Annotated in this window: 25 protein-coding genes; 13 read left to right on the top strand and 12 right to left on the bottom strand. The window is 73.0% G+C overall.

The window, feature by feature from the left end; all coding sequences use genetic code 11:
• The first annotated feature begins 33 nt into the window (after window positions 1-33).
• Genes rfbB through ACIQGV_RS15090 form a run of 3 tightly spaced genes read left to right on the top strand, consistent with a single transcriptional unit; the run spans window position 34 to window position 2,674 of the window.
• The gene (rfbB, locus tag ACIQGV_RS15100; protein WP_402494678.1) at window positions 34-999 is read left to right on the top strand and encodes a dTDP-glucose 4,6-dehydratase; all 966 of its coding nucleotides are present in this window, start codon (window positions 34-36) and stop codon (window positions 997-999) included.
• Window positions 996-1,871: a dTDP-4-dehydrorhamnose reductase gene (rfbD, locus tag ACIQGV_RS15095; protein ID WP_402494676.1), complete on the top strand. Its 876-nt coding sequence runs from the start codon at window positions 996-998 to the stop codon at window positions 1,869-1,871. The genes rfbB and rfbD overlap by 4 nt, the downstream gene beginning before the upstream one ends.
• Complete coding sequence (locus tag ACIQGV_RS15090) at window positions 1,868-2,674, top strand: class I SAM-dependent methyltransferase (protein WP_402494675.1); 807 nt, start codon at window positions 1,868-1,870, stop codon at window positions 2,672-2,674. Before rfbD ends, ACIQGV_RS15090 begins: the two co-directional genes overlap by 4 nt.
• 18 nt (window positions 2,675-2,692) lie before the next feature.
• On the opposite strand, the gene rfbC is transcribed toward ACIQGV_RS15090, so the two are convergent.
• The gene (gene rfbC / locus ACIQGV_RS15085; protein ID WP_402494674.1) at window positions 2,693-3,307 is read right to left on the bottom strand and encodes a dTDP-4-dehydrorhamnose 3,5-epimerase; all 615 of its coding nucleotides are present in this window, start codon (window positions 3,305-3,307) and stop codon (window positions 2,693-2,695) included.
• An 8-nt stretch (window positions 3,308-3,315) separates the two neighbouring features.
• Window positions 3,316-5,253: a glycosyltransferase gene (locus tag ACIQGV_RS15080; RefSeq protein WP_402494673.1), complete on the bottom strand. Its 1,938-nt coding sequence runs from the start codon at window positions 5,251-5,253 to the stop codon at window positions 3,316-3,318.
• Window positions 5,254-5,374: 121 nt separating this feature from the next.
• On the opposite strand from ACIQGV_RS15080, the gene ACIQGV_RS15075 reads away from it, so the two are divergent.
• Window positions 5,375-5,875: a metallophosphoesterase family protein gene (locus tag ACIQGV_RS15075; protein WP_402494671.1), complete on the top strand. Its 501-nt coding sequence runs from the start codon at window positions 5,375-5,377 to the stop codon at window positions 5,873-5,875.
• A gap of 289 nt (window positions 5,876-6,164) precedes the next feature.
• On the opposite strand, the gene ACIQGV_RS15070 is transcribed toward ACIQGV_RS15075, so the two are convergent.
• Entirely contained in the window at window positions 6,165-7,268 is a 1,104-nt protein-coding gene (locus ACIQGV_RS15070; RefSeq protein ID WP_402494670.1) for an XdhC family protein, read from the bottom strand.
• Between the two features lie 236 nt (window positions 7,269-7,504).
• Complete coding sequence (locus ACIQGV_RS15065; RefSeq protein ID WP_402494668.1) at window positions 7,505-8,752, bottom strand: YncE family protein; 1,248 nt, start codon at window positions 8,750-8,752, stop codon at window positions 7,505-7,507.
• Window positions 8,753-8,897: 145 nt separating this feature from the next.
• Between ACIQGV_RS15065 and ACIQGV_RS15060 the strand changes: the two genes are divergently transcribed.
• Entirely contained in the window at window positions 8,898-9,533 is a 636-nt protein-coding gene (locus ACIQGV_RS15060; RefSeq protein WP_402494666.1) for a TetR/AcrR family transcriptional regulator, read from the top strand.
• Window positions 9,534-9,535: 2 nt separating this feature from the next.
• Here ACIQGV_RS15060 and ACIQGV_RS15055 read toward each other — a convergent pair whose 3' ends face one another.
• From ACIQGV_RS15055 to ACIQGV_RS15045, 3 genes are all read right to left on the bottom strand, one after another.
• Window positions 9,536-10,852, bottom strand: coding sequence for a glycosyltransferase (locus tag ACIQGV_RS15055; protein WP_402494664.1), 1,317 nt, complete (start codon window positions 10,850-10,852; stop codon window positions 9,536-9,538).
• 118 nt (window positions 10,853-10,970) lie between these two features.
• Window positions 10,971-11,225 carry a hypothetical protein gene (locus tag ACIQGV_RS15050; RefSeq protein ID WP_402494662.1) on the bottom strand — a complete coding sequence of 85 codons (255 nt, stop codon included), beginning with the start codon at window positions 11,223-11,225 and terminating at the stop codon, window positions 10,971-10,973.
• Between the two features lie 8 nt (window positions 11,226-11,233).
• Window positions 11,234-11,599, bottom strand: a complete 366-nt coding sequence (locus ACIQGV_RS15045) for a nuclear transport factor 2 family protein (protein ID WP_402494661.1) — start codon at window positions 11,597-11,599, stop codon at window positions 11,234-11,236.
• A 160-nt stretch (window positions 11,600-11,759) separates the two neighbouring features.
• Between ACIQGV_RS15045 and ACIQGV_RS15040 the strand changes: the two genes are divergently transcribed.
• From ACIQGV_RS15040 to ACIQGV_RS15015, 6 genes are all read left to right on the top strand, one after another.
• A complete protein-coding gene (locus ACIQGV_RS15040; protein ID WP_402494659.1) occupies window positions 11,760-12,056 on the top strand; it encodes a hypothetical protein in 297 nt (98 codons plus the stop codon).
• Window positions 12,057-12,202: 146 nt separating this feature from the next.
• A complete protein-coding gene (locus ACIQGV_RS15035; RefSeq protein WP_402494657.1) occupies window positions 12,203-13,291 on the top strand; it encodes an S-(hydroxymethyl)mycothiol dehydrogenase in 1,089 nt (362 codons plus the stop codon).
• Complete coding sequence (locus ACIQGV_RS15030) at window positions 13,291-13,920, top strand: MBL fold metallo-hydrolase (protein ID WP_402494656.1); 630 nt, start codon at window positions 13,291-13,293, stop codon at window positions 13,918-13,920. The genes ACIQGV_RS15035 and ACIQGV_RS15030 overlap by 1 nt, the downstream gene beginning before the upstream one ends.
• A 99-nt stretch (window positions 13,921-14,019) precedes the next feature.
• Complete coding sequence (locus ACIQGV_RS15025) at window positions 14,020-14,934, top strand: SDR family oxidoreductase (RefSeq protein WP_402494654.1); 915 nt, start codon at window positions 14,020-14,022, stop codon at window positions 14,932-14,934.
• A gap of 226 nt (window positions 14,935-15,160) precedes the next feature.
• Window positions 15,161-15,856, top strand: a complete 696-nt coding sequence (locus ACIQGV_RS15020; RefSeq protein ID WP_402494652.1) for a L,D-transpeptidase — start codon at window positions 15,161-15,163, stop codon at window positions 15,854-15,856.
• Window positions 15,857-15,941: 85 nt separating this feature from the next.
• Window positions 15,942-16,130: a hypothetical protein gene (locus ACIQGV_RS15015; RefSeq protein WP_402494650.1), complete on the top strand. Its 189-nt coding sequence runs from the start codon at window positions 15,942-15,944 to the stop codon at window positions 16,128-16,130.
• Window positions 16,131-16,161: 31 nt separating this feature from the next.
• On the opposite strand, the gene ACIQGV_RS15010 is transcribed toward ACIQGV_RS15015, so the two are convergent.
• Window positions 16,162-17,529 (bottom strand): S1 family peptidase, encoded by a 1,368-nt coding sequence (locus ACIQGV_RS15010; protein ID WP_402494648.1) that lies wholly within the window; start codon window positions 17,527-17,529, stop codon window positions 16,162-16,164.
• Window positions 17,530-17,632: 103 nt separating this feature from the next.
• The gene (locus ACIQGV_RS15005; RefSeq protein WP_402494646.1) at window positions 17,633-18,463 is read right to left on the bottom strand and encodes an SAM-dependent methyltransferase; all 831 of its coding nucleotides are present in this window, start codon (window positions 18,461-18,463) and stop codon (window positions 17,633-17,635) included.
• A gap of 182 nt (window positions 18,464-18,645) precedes the next feature.
• Here ACIQGV_RS15005 and ACIQGV_RS15000 point away from each other — a divergent pair, with 182 nt between their 5' ends.
• A complete protein-coding gene (locus tag ACIQGV_RS15000) occupies window positions 18,646-19,035 on the top strand; it encodes a PPOX class F420-dependent oxidoreductase (RefSeq protein ID WP_402494644.1) in 390 nt (129 codons plus the stop codon).
• A gap of 57 nt (window positions 19,036-19,092) precedes the next feature.
• Here ACIQGV_RS15000 and ACIQGV_RS14995 read toward each other — a convergent pair whose 3' ends face one another.
• Window positions 19,093-19,524: a Zn-ribbon domain-containing OB-fold protein gene (locus tag ACIQGV_RS14995; protein ID WP_402494991.1), complete on the bottom strand. Its 432-nt coding sequence runs from the start codon at window positions 19,522-19,524 to the stop codon at window positions 19,093-19,095.
• A gap of 203 nt (window positions 19,525-19,727) precedes the next feature.
• Entirely contained in the window at window positions 19,728-20,477 is a 750-nt protein-coding gene (locus ACIQGV_RS14990) for a TetR family transcriptional regulator (RefSeq protein WP_402494642.1), read from the bottom strand.
• Window positions 20,478-20,657: 180 nt separating this feature from the next.
• On the opposite strand from ACIQGV_RS14990, the gene ACIQGV_RS14985 reads away from it, so the two are divergent.
• Window positions 20,658-21,485, top strand: coding sequence for a hypothetical protein (locus ACIQGV_RS14985; protein ID WP_402494640.1), 828 nt, complete (start codon window positions 20,658-20,660; stop codon window positions 21,483-21,485).
• On the opposite strand, the gene ACIQGV_RS14980 is transcribed toward ACIQGV_RS14985, so the two are convergent.
• Window positions 21,482-22,156 carry an ANTAR domain-containing protein gene (locus ACIQGV_RS14980; RefSeq protein ID WP_402494638.1) on the bottom strand — a complete coding sequence of 225 codons (675 nt, stop codon included), beginning with the start codon at window positions 22,154-22,156 and terminating at the stop codon, window positions 21,482-21,484. The two genes, ACIQGV_RS14985 and ACIQGV_RS14980, sit on opposite strands and share 4 nt — an antisense overlap.
• Between the last annotated feature and the right edge of the window lie 132 nt (window positions 22,157-22,288).

Here is a 22,288-nt window from a genome sequence, read left to right as displayed (position 1 = left end):
ACATCCCGCTCCGAGCAAGGTGCAGATCCCTCCATGAACCTCCTCGTCACCGGCGCCGCCGGGTTCATCGGCTCCACCTACGTCCGCATGCTGCTCGCGGACGACGGGCCGGACGCCCCGTACATCACGGTGCTGGACAAGCTCACCTACGCCGGCACGCTCGACAACCTGCCGGCCGGCCATCCCCGGCTGCGGTTCGTGCAGGGCGACATCTGCGACGCCCCGCTCGTCGACAAACTCGTCGCCGAGAGCGACCAGATCGTGCACTTCGCGGCCGAGTCCCATGTCGACCGCTCCATCGAGGGCGCCGCCGACTTCGTCCGCACCAACGTGCTCGGCACCCAGACCCTGCTGGACGCGGCCCTGCGCCACGGCGCCGGCCCGTTCGTGCACATCTCCACCGACGAGGTCTACGGCTCCATCGAGTCCGGCTCCTGGCCCGAGAGCCACCCCCTGAGCCCCAATTCCCCGTACTCCGCCTCCAAGGCGTCCTCCGACCTGCTCGCCCTGGCCTACCACCGCACCCACGGCCTCGACGTACGCGTCACCCGGTGCTCCAACAACTACGGCCCGCACCAGTTCCCCGAGAAGGTCATCCCGCTGTTCGTCACCAACCTCCTCGACGGCAGGACGGTCCCGCTCTACGGCGAGGGACTCAACGTCCGCGACTGGCTGCACGTCGACGACCACTGCCACGGAGTGGAACTCGTGCGCGCCAAGGGCCGCCCCGGCGAGGTCTACAACATCGGCGGCGGCACCGAACTCACCAACAAGCAGCTCACCGGCCTGCTCCTGGAGGCATGCGGGGCCGGCTGGGAGATGGTCGAGCGGGTACCCGACCGCAAGGGCCACGACCTGCGCTACTCCGTCGACTGCACCAAGGCCCGCACGGAACTCGGCTACGAGCCCCGCCACGACTTCACCGACGGTCTGGCGGCGACGGTCGACTGGTACCGCGCCCACCGCGCCTGGTGGGAGCCGTTGAAGGAGCGCCGATGAAATGGCTGGTCACCGGCGCGGGAGGGATGCTCGGCCGGGACACCGTCGCCGCCCTCACCCGGCGCGGCGAGGACGTGACGGGCCTGGACCACGCCGCCCTGGACATCACCCGGCAGGAGCCGGTGGACGAGGCGTTCGCCGCCCACCGCCCCGACCTCGTGGTCAACTGCGCCGCCTACACCGCCGTCGACGACGCCGAGAGCGACGAGGAGCGGGCCCTGCTCGTCAACGCGGAGGGCCCCCGCCACATCGCCCGCGCCTGTGCCGCGACCGGCGCCCGGCTGCTGCACGTCTCCACCGACTACGTCTTCTCCGGCCGGGCCCGCACCGCCCCCTACCCGGAGGACCACCCCCCGGCCCCGCGCACCGCGTACGGCCGCACCAAACTCGCCGGCGAACAGGCCGTCCTCGCCGTGCTCCCCGAGACGTCCGCCGTCGTGCGCACCGCCTGGCTCTACGGCGTCCACGGCCGCAGCTTCGTCCGGACGATGCTCGACCTGGAGGCCCGCCGCGACACCGTCGACGTCGTCGACGACCAGCGCGGCCAGCCCACCTGGAGCGCCGACGTCGCCGAGCACCTCGCCGTCCTCGGCCCCCTGATCGGCCCCGGGCTGCACGGCGTCTTCCACGCCACCAGCTCGGGCGAGGCGACCTGGTACGAACTGGCCCGCGCGGTCTTCGACGGCGTCGGCGCCGACCCGGACCGGGTGCGCCCCACCAGCAGCGCGGCCTACCCCCGGCCCGCGCCGCGCCCCGCGTACAGCGTGCTCGCGCACCACCGGTGGCAGGAGGCCGGACTGCCCCGGCCGCGCGACTGGCGCGACGCCCTGCACGAGGCACTGCCCCTGATCCGCAAGGAGTCCTCTTCGTGAAACGCCATGAGTTCCTGCGCGACCTGCACAAGGTCACCGCCAACCGCAACTACCTGGAGATCGGCGTCAACGACGGCCGCAGCCTGCGGCTGTCGCGCGTGCCCAGCATCGCGATCGACCCCGCCTTCAAGGTCGTCACGGAGATCAAGTGTGACGTCCATCTGGTGAAGGCCACCAGCGACGACTTCTTCGCCCGCGACAACCCCCTCGCACACCTCAAGGGCGGCCGTCACCCACTGCGCAACCTCGCCCGCGGCCGCAGCCCGCTCGGCCACTGGAAGCGCACCACGCTCGACCTGTCGTTCATCGACGGCATGCACCTGTTCGAGTACGCCCTGCGCGACTTCATCAACATCGAGAAGCACTCCGACTGGGCGAGCGTCATCGTCTTCGACGACATGCTGCCCCGCAACATCGACGAGGCCGCCCGCGACCGCCACACCGGAGCCTGGACCGGGGACGTCTACAAGCTCGTCGAGATCCTCAACCGGCACCGGCCCGACCTGGTGACCGTCCTGGTCGACACCGAGCCGACCGGACAGCTGGTGGTCTTCGGCGCGGACCCGTCGAACACCGTCCTCAAGGACAAGTACGACGAGATCATCGCCGAGTTCGAGGTGCCCGACCCGCAGAAGGTGCCCGAGGCGATCCTGGAGCGGGTGCAGGCGGTGCGCCCCGAGACGCTGCTGTCCGCCGGGTTCTGGCGCCCGCTGGTGCGCGCCCGCAACATCGGGGCGGGACGTTCACGGGGCTGGCCGGCGCTGCGCCGCGCGCTGGAGGAGTACCACGCCGGCGGCCGCTGAGGCAGGGCCCGGTGGCCGTCAGCCCTCCAGCGGACGGCCACCGGCGCGCAGCCGCGCGTAGTGGGCCCGGCAGGTCTCGTAGTCGGGAAGGAGCGAGGCCCGTCGTGCCTCGGCCAGGGACGGCGCCTCGGCGTCCTTGGGCGACAGCAGCGGTTCGATGCCCCGCGGCCACTCGATGGCCAGATCGGGGTCGAGGGGATGCACCCCGTGCTCGCGCTCCGGGGCGTATCCGGTGGAGCACAGATAGACGACCGTCGCGTCGTCGCTGAGCGCCATAAAGGCGTGCCCGAGGCCCTCGGAGAGGAACACCGCGTGCCGGGTGTCGTCGTCCAGCCGGACGGCCTCCCAGCGGCCGAACGAGGGCGAGCCGACGCGCAGGTCGACGATCACGTCGAGGACCGCCCCGCTCACACACGTGATGTATTTGGCCTGGCCGGGCGGCGTGTCCGCGAAATGGACCCCGCGCAGCACCCCGCGCCGGGACACCGAGCAGTTGGCCTGCGCCAGCGTCAGTTCATGGCCGGTGGCCTCATGGAACTCGCTGCCGCGGTACCACTCGTGGAAGCTGCCCCGGTCGTCCGGGAACACCTTCGGCTCCAGCACCCAGGCGCCCTCGATGTCCAGCGCTCGCACGCGTCCTCCTACTTCCCGGTCCGTGGGGCCGCGCCCCCGAGCATCCGCCGGACCTTGCCGAGCACCCGCGGCACCACGCCCCGGCGCGCCGCGCGCACGATCTCGACGCGCCCGTCCCGGGCCCGCAGTTCGAGCGGCAGCGCGTATCTGCGCGGCGTCCGTGCCCCCGGCGCGAGGACCAGGGCCGCGCGCCAGATGCCGCCGGTCAGGCGCTTCGCGGGCAGGGCGGCCGTCAGCACCGAGCCGTCGCCGGAGGGGGCCGGGGCCAGAGTGCCGGTCACCTCCACGGGCGTGTCCGAGGCGGGGGAGGTCAGCCGCAGGGACACCTCGGTGTCCGCCGGCACGTACAGCGGCAGCGGCACGGTCAGCCGGTCGCCGGTGACACCGGCCCGGTCCCGGGGGATCCGGGCGAGCCCGAGCCGCTTGTCCGCCTTGCCGACGTCGAGGGAGAGATTGCGGTGCGGATCCGTCCAGTAGGGCAGCACCACCTGGCCGGCCACGACCCCGGCGGGCGGCAGGGCGCGTTCGCCGCGGGGCGCCGGGCCGACCCGGACCTCCTTGGTCCAGCCGCCGAGCTTCACCCGGGCGACGGCGTCCCACAGTCCGGCCTTCAGCGGGGTGTCGCCGGCCGCCCTGGCCGGGTCCACGCGGGCCGTCGCCCGCAGCACCAGCCGCACCCGGTCCTCACCGGCCGGGACGGCCTCGCGGGCGACCTCGACGGGCTGGAAGTGCGGGGCGGCGTTGGAACGCTCCTTGAACACCAGGTCCAGCGTGCCCCTGCCGAGCCGGGCGGCCGTGTCCGCGCCCAGCCAGTCGATCGCCTCCCGCACGTCCTCGGGCGGCTCGGCCCCCGGGGCGTCGGCGCCGGCCGGGAACGTCATGGGCTCGCCGTGCAGGGTGAACTCGGCGGCGAGGACGACCTCCAGGGAGCCGTCCTGCCACCGGACGCGCTCGGGGAGGGCCCTGACCTTGAGGGCCGCCTCCCACTCGGCGAAGGCGAGCGCGTCGGCGTAGCGGTCCTGCTCGGCCAGCTTCGCGACGAACCTCTGGGCGGGCGTGAGCCCGGCCGCCACCCCGGGGCCGAACCGCTCGACGACGACCTCGTGGATCTGCTGGAAGAGGTCCTTGCGGAACTCCTCCGACGCGTTCAGCAGCCGTGTGCCGCGCAGCCGTTCGACCATCTCGTTGCGCAGCCAGCGGCGGTACAGCCGGTCGCGCGCCGGGCCCGGCTCGGTGTACCGCTCGACGATGTCGAGGGCCTCGCGCAGGTTGCCGAAGTACCCGGCCGGGTCGAAGGGCTGGAAGCCCGCGTTGGAGGCGTCCTCACGGCGGACGTGGTAGTAGCAGACGTAGTCGCTGAGCACCGAGACGTTGTCCGCGCGCAGATACGCCTCGGTGACGAAGACGTGGTCCTCCAGACGCCGCCGGCCCTCGGGGAAGCGCAGGCCGATGCGGTCCAGGAACGCCCGGCGGAACATCTTGTGCGGGGTGAGGCTGTCGATGAGCGGGGCGTTTCCGACCGTGGCGCGCGGATGGTTGCGCCGGAACAGCTCCACCGGCACCCCACGGTTCTTGCCGGCCATCTTGCCGACGATCACGTCGGCCTCGTGGGCGACGCCGTAGTCGTACATCCGCTCCAGCGCCTCGTCGCCGAGATAGTCGTCGTTGTCGACGAACATGACGAACTCGCCCTTGGACGCCTCGATGCCGACGTTGCGGGGCTTGCCCGACCAGCCGGAGTTCTCCTGGTGGACGACCTGCACATGGGGGTGCTCGGCGGCGACGGCGTCCAGACGGGCGGGGGTGTCGTCGGTGGAGCCGTCGTCGACGAAGATCACTTCGTATGCGTCGTCGGGCAGCGACTGGCGCAGCAGGGACTCGACGCAGTCGTCGATGTAGCGGCCCGGGTTGTACACCGGAACGATGACGCTGACCTTCACCGGCATGGCCTCCTGGCCCCCTGGGGTCGTCTGCCGTTCGTGCTGAGGATTGTCGTGCGTTGCCCGATCTTATCCCGCGAGCCGTGTCCGCGATCGCCGTCGGGGGCCGCGCACTTAGCCTGTCGGCATGCGTCTGCTGCTGATGTCGGACACCCATGTGCCCCGCCGTGCGCGCGAGTTGCCCGCCGAACTGCTGGACAGGGTGGCGCAGGCCGACGCGGTGCTGCATGCGGGGGACTGGGTGGACACGGACACCCTGGACCTGCTGGAGGCCCGCAGCCGCAGGCTGATCGGGGTGTACGGCAACAACGACGGCCCCGCACTGCGGGCCAGGCTGCCCGAGGTCGCGTACGCCGAGCTGGGGGGCCTGCGGTTCGGCGTGGTGCACGACACGGGCGCGGCGCGGGGGCGGGAGGAGCGGTGCGCGGCGCGTTTCCCCGGGCTGGACGTGCTGGTCTTCGGGCACAGCCACATCCCCTGGGACAGCACCGCCGGCCCGGGCCTGCGCCTGCTCAACCCGGGTTCGCCGACCGACCGCCGCACCCAGCCGTACCGCACCTGCATGACCGCGACGGCCGACGGCGGCGGGCTCACGGACGTGGTGCTGCACCGGCTGCCGGGGCGCTGAAGGGGCCGGAGGAGCCGGCCGGGGCCGCCGTCCGGAATCAGCGGACGGGATTCACCCGAACCGGGGACGCGGGAACGCGGGGACACGGAGACCGGAGACCAGGGACCGGGGACGTGTAGGGCGGGCCGCTCCGGCCTTCCGGCGACGGCCCGCGCGCTGCGAGTCTGGGCTGTCTGTCACAGACCTCCTTCCCGACGGTGTACGTCGGGGACCCAATTGTCCCGCTTTGGGTCGCGTACCCTCCTTCTCTGGGGCCCACACGTCATGAGTCGAAGATTTTTTCTCGGGCTCATCGTCCGGCAGGGTGGATCGCCCCGTCCGTGCAGGTCAGCGGGGTCCCGCTGCCTCCCCAGCGCAGGGCCACGATCTCCGCGGCCACGGAGACCGCCACCTCCTCCGGGGTCCGGGCCCCCAGATCCAGCCCGACCGGCGAGCGCAGCCGCGCCAGCTCCCGCTCGCCGAGCCCGGCCTCCACCAGCCGCGCCCGCCGCTCGTCGTGGGTACGGCGGCTGCCCATCGCGCCGATGTACGCGGCCGGCCGCCGCAGCGCCTCCCGGAGCAGCGGCACGTCGAACTTGGGGTCATGGGTGAGGACGCAGATCACCGTGCGCTCGTCCGTGCCGGTGCCGCGCAGATAGCGGTGCGGCCAGTCCACGACGACCTCCGTCCCGGGCGGGAAGCGGCGGGGTGTGGCGAAGACGGGCCGGGCGTCGCAGACGGTGACCCGGTAGCCGAGGAAGTCACCGATGCGGGCGACCGCGGCCGCGTAGTCGATCGCGCCGAACACCAGCATCCGCGGCGGCGGCGCGAAGGAGTGCAGGAACACCGAGACGGCGTCCTCGCGCCGCTCCCCGTGCGGCCCGTAGTGCCGTACGCCGGTCGCGCCGAGGGCGAGCCCGCCGCGCGCGTCGGCGGTGACGGCGGCGTCCAGACCGGGCGTCCCCAGGGTGCCCCGCACCTCCTGCCGCCACACGGCGAGCGTGGCCCCGCGCGGCGCCGGGCCGTCCGTCACCGAGGCCACCGTCACCGGCCGGCCCTCCGCCACGGACGCGGCGACCGCGCCGAAGGACGGGTCCCGCCCGGGCGTCACCGCGCGGACCAGCACGGTGATCTCGCCGCCGCAGGTCAGGCCCACCGCGAAGGCGTCCTCGTCGCTGTAGCCGAAGACCTCCAGACGGGCCTCGCCGCTCGCCACGGCCTCCTGGGCCAGGCCGAGGACCGCGCCCTCCACACAGCCCCCGGACACGCTGCCCACGACCTCGTCGTCCGGGCCGACGGCCATGGCGGCGCCGGGGCCGCGCGGCGCGCTGCGGCTGACCGCCACCACCGTGGCCAGGCCGAACGGGATCCGCGCCTGCCACCAGCCGTCCAGCACCGGGAGAATCTCACGCACCGCGGGCTCCTTCACGCGTCGCCGCCGCCCGCCGGGCCTCTGCCGCACCGCTCACGGTCCGGCGTCCGGCCGAGGAGCGGCCCTGCGCACCCGTCATGCCCGCCCGGCGAGGAGGGCCTCCCTCCCCGCAGGACATGACGCCTCGCGCACACGTTCCATCCTGGCATCCTCGCCCGTGCCGACGCGGGCGAGGACGCCAGGACCGGGCGGACGGCTCCTGCGCCCGGCCGGGGTGCTCAACCGGCCGACGGGCCCGTCCAGCCGGCGGGCACACGGGCGAGCCGGACGCGCTGCGGATGATCGCCGACCGGGACCGAGACCGTCCTGCGGCCGGTCGCGAAGTCGATCGCGGTGACCTGGTCGGCGCCGCTCTCGGAGACCACGCAGGACCTGCCGTCGCCGCTGACCGTGGCCCAGTAGGGCTTCGAGGCGGGCACCAGCGGGCCCTCCTGGAAGGTGGCGCGGTCCACGACGGTGGCGTAGTCGTCCATGGTGCCGGCCACGCACAGCCTGGTCCCGTCCGGGCTCATCGAGATGCCGTGGTGGCGCGAGTCGTTGACCCAGGTCGTGCGGTCCTCGCTGGTCGCCGGGTTCTTCGGCAGGACCTTCGTGCGGGTGATCCGGTCGCTCGCCACGTCGTACTCGAAGAAGCCGTTGAAGAACGACACCTGGAAGTACAGCTTGGACTCGTCGGGGCTGAACGCCGCCGGCCGGACGGCGTCCGAGTACGCGCCGAGTCCGGCCGCGTCCAGCCGCTGCCGCATGTCGATCACCTTGATCTGCCGGAAGGTCTGCGCGTCGACGACGGTGATCTTCCGGTCGCCCTTCGTCCAGTCCAGCCAGGGCGCGTCCAGGGCGGTGTTCACGTCGCCGATCGACATGTTCCAGATCTGTCTGCCGTCCCGGCTGAAGACGTTCTCGTGCGGTTTGTCGCCGGTGCCGAAGGAGCCGAGCTGCCGGCCGGTGGCGATGTCCAGCACATGCACGGTGTTGGAGGTCGACGCGGAGACGGCGACCCGGGTGCCGTCGGGGGAGACCGCCATGTGGTCGGCCCGGTGGCCGGACACCGCGAAACGCCAGTTGACGGCTCCGGTGGCCAGGTCGAGGGAGACGACGTCGGCGAAGCTGGGCCGGGAGACCACCATCGAGCGGCCGTCCGGGGTGGCGTACATGTCGTCGACGAACTGGTCGTGGCCCTCGCCGACGCCGTCGCGGATGGCCATGAAGTAGATCCACTTGATCGGATCGGCGTTGATCTCGGCCATGCGCCGGTCCTTGTCCGGGACGACGTTCACCCGGCCGATCCTCGCGAAGTCGCCGGAGGACTCGATGACGTCGGCGGTGCCGTCCCAGTTGTTGCCGACGAACAGCACCTCGCGCAATGCGGCGGGGGAGCCGGCGGACGCGGTGGCCGCCGGGAGGGTGGCGGTCAGGGCGAGGACGGCGGCGACGGTGCACAGGTGCCGGGAGCGGAAGGCAGACACGGCTGCACTCTCCTCGGGGTGGGGGGCAGTCTGAATACAGCGCCGTTCAGAGTTGCTCACCGGAAAGTAGGGAAGGGGTGCCCTTCTCCACAAGACTGCGGACACGACAAAATCGACCTCCGGCGGACGGGCGACGGGAGGCACGGTGGCGGGCAGGCTCAAGGGGCCGACCGGCCGTTACGGCGGCAGGTCCGCCGAGGAACGCCAGGCCGAGCGGCGCGGGCGCTTCCTCGACGCGGCGCTCCGGCTCTTCGGCGGCACCCCGGGCTACCGCGGAACGACCGTCGCCGCCCTCAGTGAGGCCGCCGGGCTGTCGACCCGGCAGTTCTACGAGGAGTTCCGCACGCTCGAGGACGTCCTGGCCGAGCTGCACCTCCAGGTCAACGGCTGGGCGGAGGAGGCCGTGCTGGCGGCGGCCGCCGAGGCGCCGGAAGGTCCCCTGGCCGAGCGGGCCTCCGTGATCTTCCGGGCGTACGCGGGGAACGTCACCGCCGACCCGCGGCGCATCCGCATCACCTTCGTCGAGATCATCGGCGTCAGCGCGCGGCTGGAGGAGCAGCGTCTCGCGCGGCGCTCCCGCTGGGTCGACCTCATCTGCCACGAGGCCGCCGCCGCGGTCGCCCGGGGCGAGGCCGAACCCCGTGACCACCGGCTCGCCGCGACGGCGTTCATCGGCAGCGTCAACGGCCTGCTCCACGACTGGAGCGCGGGACGGGTGGACGCCACGCTCGACGAGGTGGTGGACGAACTCGTCCGTCAGCTCCTGGCCATTCTGCGCTGAGGTCAGCCGCCGAGCCGGTCCACCGCGGCCAGCACCGGGGCGACTCCGTCCTCCGCACGGATCCGGGCGCCGAGCGCCTGGGCACGGGCCCGGTGGGAAGGACGGCCGACCGCCCGGACGAGAGCCGCGCCGAGGGCGTCCTCCGTCACCCGGCGCAGGGGCAGCGCGCAGGGCGCCACGCCCAGCGCGACCAGGCGGGCCGCCCAGAACGCCTCGTCGAACTGGACGGGCAGCGGTACGGCCGGCACCCCGGCGCGCAGCCCCGCCGCGGTCGTGCCGGCGCCCGCGTGGTGGACCACGGCGGCCATGTGCGGGAACAGCGCCGAGTGGGCGGTCTCGCCGATCGTCAGCATGTCGTCCCCGTCGTGTCCGTCGTCCCTGCCGCCTCCGCCGCCTCCGCTCCTGTCGTCCTTGTCGTCCCTGTCGGTCCCGTCGGTCCCGTCGGTCCCGTCGGCCGTGAGGCCGCCCCAGCCGCGCTGGATCACCCCGCGCAGCCCGGCCCTGCGCAGCGCCCGCACGACCAGGCCGCTCAAGCCCCGCGCGTCCGGCACGGTCGCGCTGCCCAGCCCGACGAACACCGGCGGCGGCCCGGCGGCGAGGAAGTCGCGCACCGCCACGGGAAGCCGGGCCCCGGTGTCGTAGGGCCACCAGTACCCGCTGATGTCGAGGCCGGGACGCCAGTCGTGCGGCCGGGGCACCACCAGGGGGCTGAACCCGTGCTGCACCGGCCAGCCCCGCCGTTCCCGGTCGCGGCGTGCCGGCCCGGTCCGCGAGGCGGGCAGACCCAGCCGGGCCCGCAGCGCGGGGACGGCCGTCGCGAAGACCCGCTCCACCGCGAGGTTCACGCCGTGCCCGGCCAGCCGGTTGCCGGCTCCGCCCAGGGAGCGGTCGCCGAGCAGGGGCGGTCCGAACTCCCGGGTGGGCGCCATCGGCTGGAGGTAGACGCCGAGGCTCGGCAGTGCCAGCCCCTCGGCCATGGCCAGTCCCAGCGGGGCCACGGCCCCGGACAGCAGCAGCATGTCGCTGGTCCGGGCGGCCGCCAGCAGGTCCTCGGTCATCCGCCCGACCAGCGCCCGCGCCATGGACACCACCCGCAGCAGTTTCCCCGCGTCCGTCGCGCTGCGGTGCAGCCCGCGCCCGCGTGAGGACTCCAGTTCGGCCCGCGGGTCGACCGGCAGCGGGTGGAAGCGCATCCCCGACCCCGCCACGAGCGGCTCGAACCGCGCGTGGGTCACCAGGGTGACCTCGTGGCCGGCGCGCAGCAGACCGTGTCCCAGCCCGGTGTAGGGGGCCACGTCACCCCGGGATCCCGCTGTCATGATGGCGACCCGCACACGGGTCAGTATGCCCACCGCACGGGACCTCGTACGGGCTACGGCTCCGCCCCGGGCGGGCGGGCCGACGCGTCCACCGTCCGCCCCGGCGGCGTGGCGACGGTCATCCGGGGCGGGACCGGCCCCCGTGCCGGGCTCCGCGCGACAGGATCCGGGCTCCGCGCACCGGGACCCGGGTCCGGCGTGTCAGCCGGGGACGGGCCTCGCGCAGGAGGGAGCGCAGCGCGGCCACCGCGATCTGCTGTCGCACCACCGCCGTCGGGCCCGCCCGCCGGACCCGTCCCGCGCGGACCGGCATCAGTCCGGCCCGCGCCGAGAAGCTCCAGCTCATCCGGGTGCTGATCCGTACGAGCGGCATACGCCTCCCTACTCGTCCCATGCCTGGATCATCGTCTGCTCGACGATCTTGCCGTCCCGCAGTCTGATCATCGACTCGGAGGACACCTTGACCCCGTCCGCGTAGACACAGGTCTCGCTGTACGCGGCACGGTCGTCCTGGACGATGCAGTCCTCCATCTTGTGCGACATGTCACGGCTGTACACGTCCCTGAGCATGTCGCCTATCGCGTCGCGGCCGTGCATGACCATCGGGTTGCTGGGCTGGGTGTTGTGGTCGATCACGCGCAGCTCGGCGTCGTCGGCGTAGAGCTGCAGAAGGTCCTTCTCGGTCTTCGACTCCAGCCCCCGGCGCAGCGTGTCGGCGCTGAAGGCGGGGCTCGTGGTGGTGCCCATGATGACCTCCTCCGAGGCAGGCCGCCCCGCGGGGCGGCGGGGTCGTGCGGGCCTCACTACGAGCGTCCTCCGCCCCACAGGGGTCGGCAAGCGCTCCGCCTTGCGGGTGAGGGGAGCCCTGCGGCCGTGTCCACCGGGGCCCGCCGGCGTTGCTGAGGGCATGATCTCTCCTCGTCGTATCCTCGCCGCCGCATGTCTCGCCGCCGGGGTCACCGCCGTCGCCGCGCCCGCGGCGGGCGCGGCCGAGACGGGCGCCCGGGCCGACACGCTGAGCCCGATCGCCCTGCTGGACTCGCTCGCCGTCAGCGACATGCCGGCGCCGCACAAGGACGCCCTGCCGCGGCCGTCGGCCCAGCTGGCACAGCTCAACCGGGTCCCCGGCGACCTCGGTCAGCTGCACCAGGTCACCGACCTGGTCGCACCGGTCACCGGTCTGCTCCCCGGCATCCAGTACTGACCCCGCCTCCGGCTGTCCCGCCCGGCCGTGTCCGTGCCCCGGACGCGGCCGGGCGCGTCGTGCGCGCGGGCTGATGACGTAGATCGAATGCGCGTAGGGTCGGCGCAGAGGCACAACGCCGGCCGACGGAAAGGGACCCAAGAGCCATGGCGCAGGAAGTACGCGGCGTGATCGCACCCGGCAAGGACGAGCCGGTGCGGGTGGAGACGATCGTCGTGCCCGATCCCGGGCCGGGCGAGGCCGTGGTGCGGATCCAGGCGTGCGGGGTGTGTCACACCGACCTGCACTACAAACAGGGCGGCATCAGCGACGACTTCCCCTTCCTGCTCGGCCATGAGGCCGCGGGCGTGGTCGAGTCGGTGGGCGACGGGGTGACCGACGTGGCGCCGGGGGACTTCGTGGTCCTCAACTGGCGTGCGGTGTGCGGGCGTTGCCGGGCCTGTCTGCGCGGCCGTCCCTGGTACTGCTTCGACACCCACAACGCCCGGCAGCGGATGACCCTGGCCTCCACCGGCCAGGAGCTCTCCCCGGCCCTCGGCATCGGCGCGTTCGCCGAGAAGACGCTGGTGGCCGCGGGCCAGTGCACCAAGGTCGACCCGGACGTCTCCCCGGCCGTCGCGGGACTGCTCGGCTGCGGGGTGATGGCCGGCATCGGCGCCGCGATCAACACCGGTGACGTGGGCCGGGGCGACTCGGTCGCGGTGATCGGCTGCGGCGGCGTCGGCGACGCGGCGATCGCCGGCTCGCTCCTGGCCGGCGCGGCGAGGATCATCGCCGTGGACATCGACGAGCGCAAGCTGGAGAAGGCCCGCGCGATGGGCGCCACCCACACCGTGAACTCGCGGGAGACCGACCCGGTCGAGGCGATCCGCGAGCTGACCGGCGGCTTCGGCGCCGACGTGGTCATCGAGGCGGTCGGCCGCCCCGAGACGTACCGGCAGGCTTTCTACGCCCGTGATCTCGCCGGCACCGTCGTCCTGGTCGGCGTGCCCACCCCGGAGATGAAGCTCGAACTGCCCCTGCTGGACGTGTTCGGCCGCGGCGGCGCCCTGAAGTCCTCCTGGTACGGCGACTGTCTGCCCTCCCGCGACTTCCCGATGCTCATCGACCTGCACCGCCAGGGCCGCCTGGACCTGGGCGCGTTCGTGTCGGAGACGATCCGGCTGGACGAGGTGGAGAAGGCGTTCGAGCGGATGCACCAGGGCGACGTCCTGCGCTCGGTGGTGATGCTGTGATGGCTCCCCGCATCGAACGCCTGGTGACCTCGGGCCAGTTCGCCCTCGACGGCGGCTCCTGGGACGTGGAGAACAACGTCTGGCTGGTCGGCGACGACCACGAGGTCGTCGTGATCGACGCGGCGCACGACGCCGCGGCCATCGCCGGGGCGGTCGGCGACCGGCGCCTGACGGCGATCGTGTGCACCCACGCCCACAACGACCACATCGACGCGGCCCCCGCCCTCGCCGACCTCACCGGTGCCGTGATCTGGCTGCACCACGACGACCTGCCGCTGTGGAAGCAGACCCACCCGGACCGCGAGCCCGACGCCTGGCTGCTCGACGGCCAGGTCATCGAGGCCGCGGGCGCCGACCTCAGGGTGCTGCACACTCCCGGGCACGCGCCGGGCGCGGTCTGCCTGTACGACCCCGGGATGGGCGTGCTCTTCTCCGGCGACACCCTCTTCCAGGGCGGTCCCGGCGCCACGGGCCGGTCCTGGTCGCACTTCCCGACGATCATCGACTCCATCACCGGCCGGCTGCTCACCCTGCCGCCCGAGACGAAGGTGCTCACCGGCCACGGCGACACCACCACCATCGGCGCCGAGGCCCCGCACCTGCAGGAGTGGATCGACCGAGGCCACTGAGCCGGCCGGGTGATCCGGCCGTGAAAGGCGACAGGGGATGTCCGGATGGACGGGCAGGCTCGTGGGCGACGTGACAGACGCGAGCACGAGGGGCCGGACATGGACAAGCCGTTGCAGGGCAGGGTGGCGCTGGTCGCCGGGGCGACCCGCGGCGCGGGCCGCGGGATCGCCGTGGAACTGGGCGCGGCGGGCGCCACGGTGTACGTCACGGGACGCACCACGCGCGAGCGCCGCTCCGAGTACGACCGCCCGGAGACCATCGAGGACACCGCCGACCTGGTCTCCGCGGCGGGCGGCGAGGGCATCGCCGTGCCCGCCGACCATCTCGACCCCGCCCAGGTCCGGGCCCTCGTCGAGCGGATCGACGCCGAGCGGGGCCGCCTGGACGTGCTGGTGAACGACATCTGGGGCGGCGAGAACCTCTTCGAGTGGGAGTCGCCCGTCTGGGAGCACGACCTCGACAAGGGGCTGCGGCTCCTGCGGCTCGCCGTCGAGACCCACGCGATCACCAGTCACCACGCCCTGCCCCTGCTGCTGCGCCGGCCCGGCGGCCTGGTCGTGGAGATGACCGACGGGACGGCCGAGTACAACGGGGCGAACTACCGCAACTCGTTCTTCTACGACCTGGCCAAGACGTCCGTCCTGCGGATGGCCTTCGCCCTCGGCCATGAGCTGGGCCCGCGCGGGGCGACCGCGGTCGCGCTCACACCGGGCTGGATGCGCTCGGAGATCATGCTGGACGCCTTCGGTGTGACCGAGGACACCTGGCGCGACGCCCTGGAGAAGCAGCCGCACTTCGCCGTCTCCGAGACCCCGCGCTATGTCGGCCGGGCCGTCGCTGCCCTGGCCGCCGACCCGGAGGTGGCCCGCTTCAACGGCAGTTCCCTCTCCAGCGGCGGCCTCGCCCAGGTCTACGGCTTCACCGACCTCGACGGCAGCCGCCCCGACGCCTGGCGCTATCTGGTGGAGGTCGCCGACCCGGGCAGGCCCGCCGACGTCACCGGCTACCGCTGATCCGGGTCCGACGGCAGCGACCGGCGGGCCGGATGCCCGGCCGGCAGCGGTTCCGGCCCTGTTCAGACCCCGATCCCGAAGGGGGGAGGAGCCGGGGCCGGAGTGTAATGTCACCGTTTCGTCGCGAGGCCGCCGGGCATGCAACCCCTTCGGCCCGGTGCGGGTCTAGCAGGCAGAGTGGCACGGCAGTCGTGCACGGAACAGAACAACGGGAGGGCATGCCGCCATGGGGGACATACGCAGACGAGGAGCCGCCGTCGTGGGCACGGGCGCGCTCATGGTGCCGCTGGCGCTCGGCCTCGGTGCGGCGCCCGCGCAGGCCGCGAGCTGCACCACGCAGACCGGCCCCTACCAGAAGCAGGTCGAGAAGTTCCTCGGTCTGCCCGTCAACGGGGTGCAGTCGTCGGCCGACTGCCAGAAGATCAAGGCGTTCCAGGACAAGCACGGCATCAAGCCGAACGCCGGCTACGCCGGGCCCGTCACCTGGGGTGTGATGGACCTCATGCGCAAGCAGAAGGCCGTGGGGACCAATCCCAACCGGGACGGGAAGTGCCCCACCAACAAGGGCCGGATCGCCTGTGTGAACCTCACGCTCCAGCTCAGCTGGATCCAGGACGGAAGCCGTCTGGTGTACGGCCCCGTGCCGGTGCGCACCGGGCGCAACGGGTACGAGACGCGGACCGGCCTGAAGAAGATCTACTGGCGTGACATCGACCACGTGTCGAACATCTACAACGTGCCCATGCCCTACAGCCAGTTCTTCGACGGCGGCCAGGCGTTCCACTCGGTCAACCTCAGCATGTGGAACCCCCCGGGCTCCCACGGCTGCGTCAACATGACCACCGCCACCGCCAAGAAGTACTGGTCGCTGCTGAAGAACGGCGACGACGTCTTCGTCTACGGGCGCAAGCCGGGCACCTGACGGGGCTGTCGGACGTGATCAGAGCCACGTCCGAAATGCCCTTTTTATCAGGCATTACTCACGTGGCCTTCACGTGTGGGCCCGTATGCTTCACAGCATGTCCACCACTGTTGAAACCGTTTCCGAGAGATCGGCCGCGGAGGTCAACGAGGAGATCCGGGCGCTGTGGCGCCGGTCGGGCGGGACACTGACCGTCGAGCAGCGCGCGGAGTATCAGCGGCTCGTGATGGAGTGGGCCGCCGTGGCGGCCCCCCGACCGGCGCGGGCGGCCTGAGCGCCTCGTCCACCCTCGGCCTTCCAGGGGCTCAGCCCCAACTCGCCGAATAACGGCTGCGGTATGCCTTGCGGTCCTGCTCCGCGCGGATGAACCGCGTGGCTGCCAGGGCCACAAGGCTGCCGGCCACGATCAGCAGACCCGGTCCCGCGTTCCGGGGATCCGCCAGCCGCGACAGCATCGTCGATGCCTGGACCCCGCTGACCGGAGCCGACGAACCCGGCGAGGCCGCACCGGGCGCCACCGCGCCCTGCGGCACCGACGGCTCCGCGGTCGCCGTACCCGCGGCGCCCGCCGCACCCGCCGACGCCACCAGCCGCACGCCCAGCGCCTCCAGAGCCTTCGTCACCGGCTGGAAGAACGTCGTACCGCCCACGGCACAGTCCCCGCTGCCGCCCGAGGTGATGCCGAGCGCGATCCCCTCGGAGAACAACGGCCCCCCGCTGTCGCCGGGTTCGGCGCACACATCCGTCTCGACGAGGCCGCTCACGCTGCCCTCGGGGTAGTTGACCGTCACATCGACCGCGCGGACCACCCCGTCGTGCAGACCGCTCGTGCTGCCGCTGCGGAACACCCGCTGCCCGACCGACGGATCGCCCGCGCCCGTGATCCGCACACCGCGCCCGCCGCCGAGATCCACCACGTCGGCACCGTCGCCCGCCCGGCCGTTCGTGTAGCTCACCAGCGAGTAGTCGTCTCCCGGGAAGCTCCCGTTCACGGTCCGGCCGAGTTCCTCGCCGCCCCTGGAGTCGGCGAACCACACCGAGCCCGTCGGACCGCAGTGTCCCGCCGTCAGGATGAAGTCCGAGCGTCCGTCGGTGACGTTGAACCCCGCCGAGCAGCGTCCCGAGGTCGACAGGATCGGCTGCGCCCCGTTCAGCCGGGTCGTGAACGTGCCCTGGGTGCGCTCCATGCGCACCGGCGCGCCCAGACCGTCCGCCAGCTCGGTCAGCCGTGCCCAGTCCGCGGCGGAGACGGTGGTGTCGGCCCGCAGCACGACCTCGTTGGCGCGGTAGTCCACCGCCCACGCCGTGCCCGCCACCCGCGGCGCCGCACGCAGGACCGTGGTCGCCGACCGCAGCTCGCCCAGACTGTGCTCGACCACCTTCGGCGTGGCCCCCGCACGGCGCACCTCGGCGGCCGCTCCGTCGTCGGTGACCGCGACCACCGGACGGCCGTCCGCGCCGACCCAGCTGCCTCCGGTGCGCGAGGCGCCGAGCCGGGCCACCAGGTCCGCGCCCGCCGGAGCGGCCGCCCGTGTCGGGGTGCCCTGCGCGCCGGGGGGTCCGGGCGGCTCGCTCGCCACCGCCCGGCCGACCATGGTGCCTCCCAGCAGCAGGCCGCCGACCGCCGCCAGCCGTGTCACTCGCCGGACGATCCGTCGTCGTGCGTGCCCCATGTGCATGGCTCCCGAACCCCTCGTGGACGCGGCGGCGACACCGCGGAGCGCTCTGCTGCCGAACGCCCAACTGTCATACGCGCCGCGCCCCGTGGGCGTTCAGTCACGCCTTGCGGGCCACCCCGCCGAACATGGCGACCTCCTCGGGCTCCGTCCCGTCGCCGTGCTCGGGGCGCCAGCGCGAGCAGGACACCACGCCCGGCTCCAGCAGCTCCAGGCCGTCGAAGAAGCGGGTCACGGCCTCGGGCGTGCGCTGGGTGAGCTTGGGGGTGCCGTGCTCGTTCCAGAACTTCACGGCCTCGTCCACGTCCGGCATCGACGGGCTGGTGACGGTGTGCGAGAGCACCAGGTGACTGCCCGCGGGCAGGGCGTCCGTCAGCCGGCGCACCAGACCGTAGGGGTCCTCGTCGTCGCCGATGAAGATCACCACGCCGAGCAGGATCAGCCCCACGGGCCGGGTCAGGTCCAGCGTCTTCGCGGCGTGCCGGAGGATCGCGTCGGCATTGCGCAGATCCTCGTCGAGGTAGTCGGTGCGGCCCTCGTCGGTGCTGGTGAGCAGGGCGCGGGCGTGGGCCAGCACCAGCGGGTCGTTGTCCACGTACACGATCCGCGCGTCCGGGGCGAGCCGCTGGGCCACCTCGTGGGTGTTGTCCGCGGTGGGCAGCCCCGTGCCGATGTCGAGGAACTGGCGTATGCCCTCCTCGGCCACCAGATGCCGCACCGCCCGGCCCAGGAACAGCCGGTCGGCGCGGGCGTACTCGCCTATGCCCGGGTGGAGCCGGCGGATCTGGTCGCCCGCGGCGCGGTCGACCTCGTAGTTGTCCTTGCCGCCGAGCCAGTAGTTCCAGATCCGCGCGGTGTGCGGCTGGGCGGTGTTGATGCGGGCGCGCAGCGCCTCGGAGGTCGGTTCTGCGGCCGGCGGGTTCTCGGTCACGGGATCAGCTCCTGGGTTGCCGGGCGTACGGGATGGCAACGAGCAATCTAGACCGCCCAGTTGATCTCCGCTCGGCCTCCGCCGCACAGGACGGGATTTCCGTGTCCGGCCGTCGTCCGCCGCCGCCCGCCGGTGCCGCCCCGCCCGCCCGGCTGCCGCGCGGGGCGCCTAGAATCGGGGCCATGGACGCAACCGCCCTGGACCGGCTCGCCGCGGGCAAGTATGTGCTGATCACCAGCTACCGCAAGAACGGTACGCCGGTCGCCACGCCCGTCTGGGTCGTCCGGGACGGCGACGCGCTCGGGGTGTGGACGGCCGCCGACTCCTACAAGGTGAAGCGGATCCGCAACCGCGCGGACGTGCTGGTCGGCCCCTGCGACGTGCGCGGCAACCCCACCGGAGAGCAGGTGCCCGGCACGGCGGAGATCTGCGACGAGGCCGTGAGCGCCCGCTACCGCACGCTCGTCGCCCGCAAGTACGGCGTCCTCGGCCGTCTCACCCTCCTCGGCAGCCGGCTGCGGCGCGGCACGAAGGGCACGGTCGGGATCAAGGTGACACCCGCCGCCGTCTGACACCCGCCGCCGTCCGGCGCGGGGCGGACCGGACCGGGCCGGGGCGGTGACCTCGGATCAGGTCCAGGCGCGGTACGGCTCGTCGATCAGCTGGAAGACCGGCTCGCCGCGCACCGGGTCCTTGGCCGTGGACAGCCGTACCCGGTCACCGCTGTGGATGCCGATGGGCGGGCCCATCACCCGGCCCCGGATCACGAAGCCCTCCGCCATCTCGATCAGCGACACATTGCGCGCGGCGGGGGTGTTGCGGTGCACCACCGTGGAGTGGCGGACCGTGCCCACGCCCTCGCTGCGCTCGGTGCGCAGGTCGCTGCCCTGGCACACCGGACACAGCAGCCGGTGGTACATCGCGGTGCCGCACCAGGTGCAGCGCTGGAAGTGGACGGTCTCGGGGGCGGTGTCCCCGGCGCGGCCCGCGGGCCGGTGCTCCAGAACGCCCGCCGCGGTGCCGGCCACCTGCTGAACGGCGCTTGTTGAGGGGTGGTACACGCTGGTCAACTCCCTGCGCTCGGCCGGAAATCCCGCGCGCGGCGGATCGCGCACGTGGGTGCGCGGTCGGATCGGGTGCCACCGTGCACGGCGACAGCGTATGGCACTGAGTGTCATCGGTAAAGCACTGCGTACCCCGAAATTTCCGCCGGCCCGTCCGGCCGCGGTCCCGCAGGCTCCGGGCCGCCCGGTCCCGCCGCCGCTCAGTCCCGGGCCGGCGCCGTCTCGATCTCCTGCACGACCCGCCACAGCGGTGTGCCGCGCCGTGTGACGACGACCATCACGTCCTCGGCCCGGTCCTGTGCCGTCGCCCAGCCGGACGGCCTCGCGGCGGGCTCCGTGCCGAACGTCGACCGCACGGAGCCGAGGGCGTGGTCCACCGCGGCCTCCGGATCGATCCCGGCGCCCGAACGCAGCCAGGAGCGCAGCGCGTTGTTGTGGGCCGCGACCACGGCGGCCGCGATCACATCGGCGTGCAGTGTCCCGTCGCGCCGGTCGCGCAGCCGGCGGCGCAGATAGTCGGCGAGGGCCCGCTCGTAGCGCCACACCACCGACAGCTCGTAGGCGCGCAGCCCGGGCACCTGCTTGGTGAGCCGGTAGCGCTGCACCGAGAAGTCCGGGTTCTCGGCGTACATCAGCAGCACCAGCCGGGCCGCGTCGCACACCCGGCGGACCGGTTCCTCGGCGCCGTCGCCGGAGGAGAGGAACGCCGTCATGTCCGCCAGGCAGCGCTCGTGGTCGGGGAAGACCACGTCCTCCTTGGAGGGGAAGTAGCGGAAGAAGGACCGCCGTCCGACCCCGGCGAGGGCCACGATGTCGTCCACCGTGGTCTGCTCGTACCCCCGTTCCAGGAAGAGCCGGAAGGCCGCCGCGACCAGGGCGTCCCGCATGGGCGGCTTGGCGGCCGCGCCGGACTTCTCGCCGCGACGGGGCGCCGCGCTGCTGGAGCTCATGGACGGGAACGTAGCACCCGGACGAGGCGGATGGCACTCAGTGCGCTTGAAGAGGGAACTGAGTGCACTCGTATGCTCCTGGATCGGCCCTCACCTGCGCGAAGGCCGACGCGGACGCCCGAGTACCCTGACCGGGCCCGGCGCGACGGCCCCGGGCGCTGCACCGTCGAGGAGATCCGCATGCCCGAGGCCCGGCACCGTCTGCTGTACGTCACCGACCTGGCCTACCCGGCGCGCGGGCGGCGTTACTGCGACGAGGACATCCGGCTCACCGCCCGGCTGCGGGAGGACTTCGACCTGGCGCTGTGCCATCCGCGCGACGCGGCCGCCCTGATGGGCTCCTTCGACGCCGTCGTCGTCCGCAACAGCGGCCCCGTCCTCGGCCACCGGGCGGCCTACGACGACTTCCGTGCGCGCGCCCTGCGCGACGGCACACGGGTCTACAACCCGCTCACCGGCCGTGCCGACATGGCGGGCAAGCAGTATCTGCTGGACCTCACCGAGGCCGGCCGGGCGGTCATCCCCACGGTCGACGGCACGGCCGGACCGGACCGGCTGCCGCCGGCGGACCGGTACGTGGTCAAGCCCCGGCTCGGCGCCGACTCCATAGGGCTGCGGATCGTCTCCGCCGGAGAACTGGCGGACCTGTCCGACGGCGGTGTTCTGGTCCAGCCGCACATCGACTTCGCCTACGAGGTGTCGTTCTACTTCGTCGACCACGACTTCCAGTACGCCCTGTACGCTCCCGACCCGGCCCGGCGCTGGGACCTCCAGCCGTACGAGCCCACCGCCGAGGACCTGGAGTTCGCGCGCGGCTTCATCGCCTGGAACGGGCTGGAGCACGGCATCCAGCGGGTGGACGCCTGCCGGGCGCCCGGCGGTGAGCTGCTGCTGGTGGAACTGGAGGACCTCAACCCGTACCTCTCGCTGGACGCCCTGCCGTCCGAGCGCCAGGACGCGTTCGTGGCCGCGATGTCGGCGTCCCTGCACCGCTTCCTGGCGGTCTAGCCGTTCCCGTCGAGGCGCCGCGCGCCGTGCGAGAGGCGGGCCACCGCCGTGGCGACCTCCCGCTGGACGGGCTCGGAGGGCGGGCCGCCGTTGACGGCCTCCACCAGTTCCCCGGCCAGCCGGTGCAGCTTGGTGTTGGTGTGCTGCGAGACCTGCACCAGGACGTCCCACGCCTGGTCGGGGCTCAGCCCGAAGGAGGCCATCAGGACGCCTCGGGCCAGGTCGATGGTGGGCCGGGTGCGCATGGCCCGGCGGAGCTGGGCCACCTCGGTGCCCGGCCCGGGCCCGCCGCCCCGTTCGGTGTCCGCCGTGAACAGCGGCCCCGTCCCGGTCAGTTCCAGCAGCCGCTCGACCACCGGTCCGGTCGCCCGCACGGTGACGCTCTTGCCGTCGGCCAGGGCCTGTCTGCGTACCCGCAGCAGGGCGTTGAGCCCCGAGCAGTCGCAGAAGCCCACGCCGCTCAGATCCAGGTCCAGGCCCGAGACCGAGTCGTCCAGAGCCCGGAACAGGCCGTCCTGCAGTGCGCCGCCGGCGTCGAGGCACAGCTCTCCGCGCACCATGACGGTCAGACGGTCGCCTTCGGTCCGGGTCCTCACCGTCAGCCGTCCGGGCAGGTGTCCGGTCCGGCCCGTGTCGTTCGCCGAGGACGCCGAGTACGCGGATTCCTGCATCTCCGCCTCTCCCTCGAACTCGCGCTCCGACTGCGGACCACTGTCCGCCCCAAGCCCTTCCAGGCTGGCCCGGACCCGATCGCACGTCAAGAGATGCACGAAATTCATTTCGCGCTTTTGTATGCGGGAATG

Origin of the sequence: Streptomyces sp. NPDC093094 (assembly GCF_044754345.1) — a bacterium.
Lineage (GTDB): Bacteria > Actinomycetota > Actinomycetes > Streptomycetales > Streptomycetaceae > Streptomyces.
Note: the sequence above shows the minus strand (reverse complement) of the source record. Positions and strands in the feature narration are given on the sequence as shown.

Coding starts and splice junctions, on each gene's coding strand:
- rfbB (WP_402494678.1), top strand. CDS start 34: ATGAACCTCCTCGTCACCGGCGCCGCCGGGTTCATCGGCTCCACCTAC.
- rfbD (WP_402494676.1), top strand. CDS start 996: ATGAAATGGCTGGTCACCGGCGCGGGAGGGATGCTCGGCCGGGACACC.
- ACIQGV_RS15080 (WP_402494673.1), bottom strand. CDS start 5,253: ATGCCGGTGAAGGTCAGCGTCATCGTTCCGGTGTACAACCCGGGCCGC.
- ACIQGV_RS15075 (WP_402494671.1), top strand. CDS start 5,375: ATGCGTCTGCTGCTGATGTCGGACACCCATGTGCCCCGCCGTGCGCGC.
- ACIQGV_RS15055 (WP_402494664.1), bottom strand. CDS start 10,852: ATGACAGCGGGATCCCGGGGTGACGTGGCCCCCTACACCGGGCTGGGA.
- ACIQGV_RS15050 (WP_402494662.1), bottom strand. CDS start 11,225: ATGCCGCTCGTACGGATCAGCACCCGGATGAGCTGGAGCTTCTCGGCG.
- ACIQGV_RS15045 (WP_402494661.1), bottom strand. CDS start 11,599: ATGGGCACCACCACGAGCCCCGCCTTCAGCGCCGACACGCTGCGCCGG.
- ACIQGV_RS15040 (WP_402494659.1), top strand. CDS start 11,760: ATGATCTCTCCTCGTCGTATCCTCGCCGCCGCATGTCTCGCCGCCGGG.
- ACIQGV_RS15035 (WP_402494657.1), top strand. CDS start 12,203: ATGGCGCAGGAAGTACGCGGCGTGATCGCACCCGGCAAGGACGAGCCG.
- ACIQGV_RS15030 (WP_402494656.1), top strand. CDS start 13,291: ATGGCTCCCCGCATCGAACGCCTGGTGACCTCGGGCCAGTTCGCCCTC.
- ACIQGV_RS15025 (WP_402494654.1), top strand. CDS start 14,020: ATGGACAAGCCGTTGCAGGGCAGGGTGGCGCTGGTCGCCGGGGCGACC.
- ACIQGV_RS15020 (WP_402494652.1), top strand. CDS start 15,161: ATGGGGGACATACGCAGACGAGGAGCCGCCGTCGTGGGCACGGGCGCG.
- ACIQGV_RS15015 (WP_402494650.1), top strand. CDS start 15,942: ATGCTTCACAGCATGTCCACCACTGTTGAAACCGTTTCCGAGAGATCG.
- ACIQGV_RS15010 (WP_402494648.1), bottom strand. CDS start 17,529: ATGGGGCACGCACGACGACGGATCGTCCGGCGAGTGACACGGCTGGCG.
- ACIQGV_RS15000 (WP_402494644.1), top strand. CDS start 18,646: ATGGACGCAACCGCCCTGGACCGGCTCGCCGCGGGCAAGTATGTGCTG.
- ACIQGV_RS14990 (WP_402494642.1), bottom strand. CDS start 20,477: ATGAGCTCCAGCAGCGCGGCGCCCCGTCGCGGCGAGAAGTCCGGCGCG.
- ACIQGV_RS14985 (WP_402494640.1), top strand. CDS start 20,658: ATGCCCGAGGCCCGGCACCGTCTGCTGTACGTCACCGACCTGGCCTAC.
- ACIQGV_RS14980 (WP_402494638.1), bottom strand. CDS start 22,156: ATGCAGGAATCCGCGTACTCGGCGTCCTCGGCGAACGACACGGGCCGG.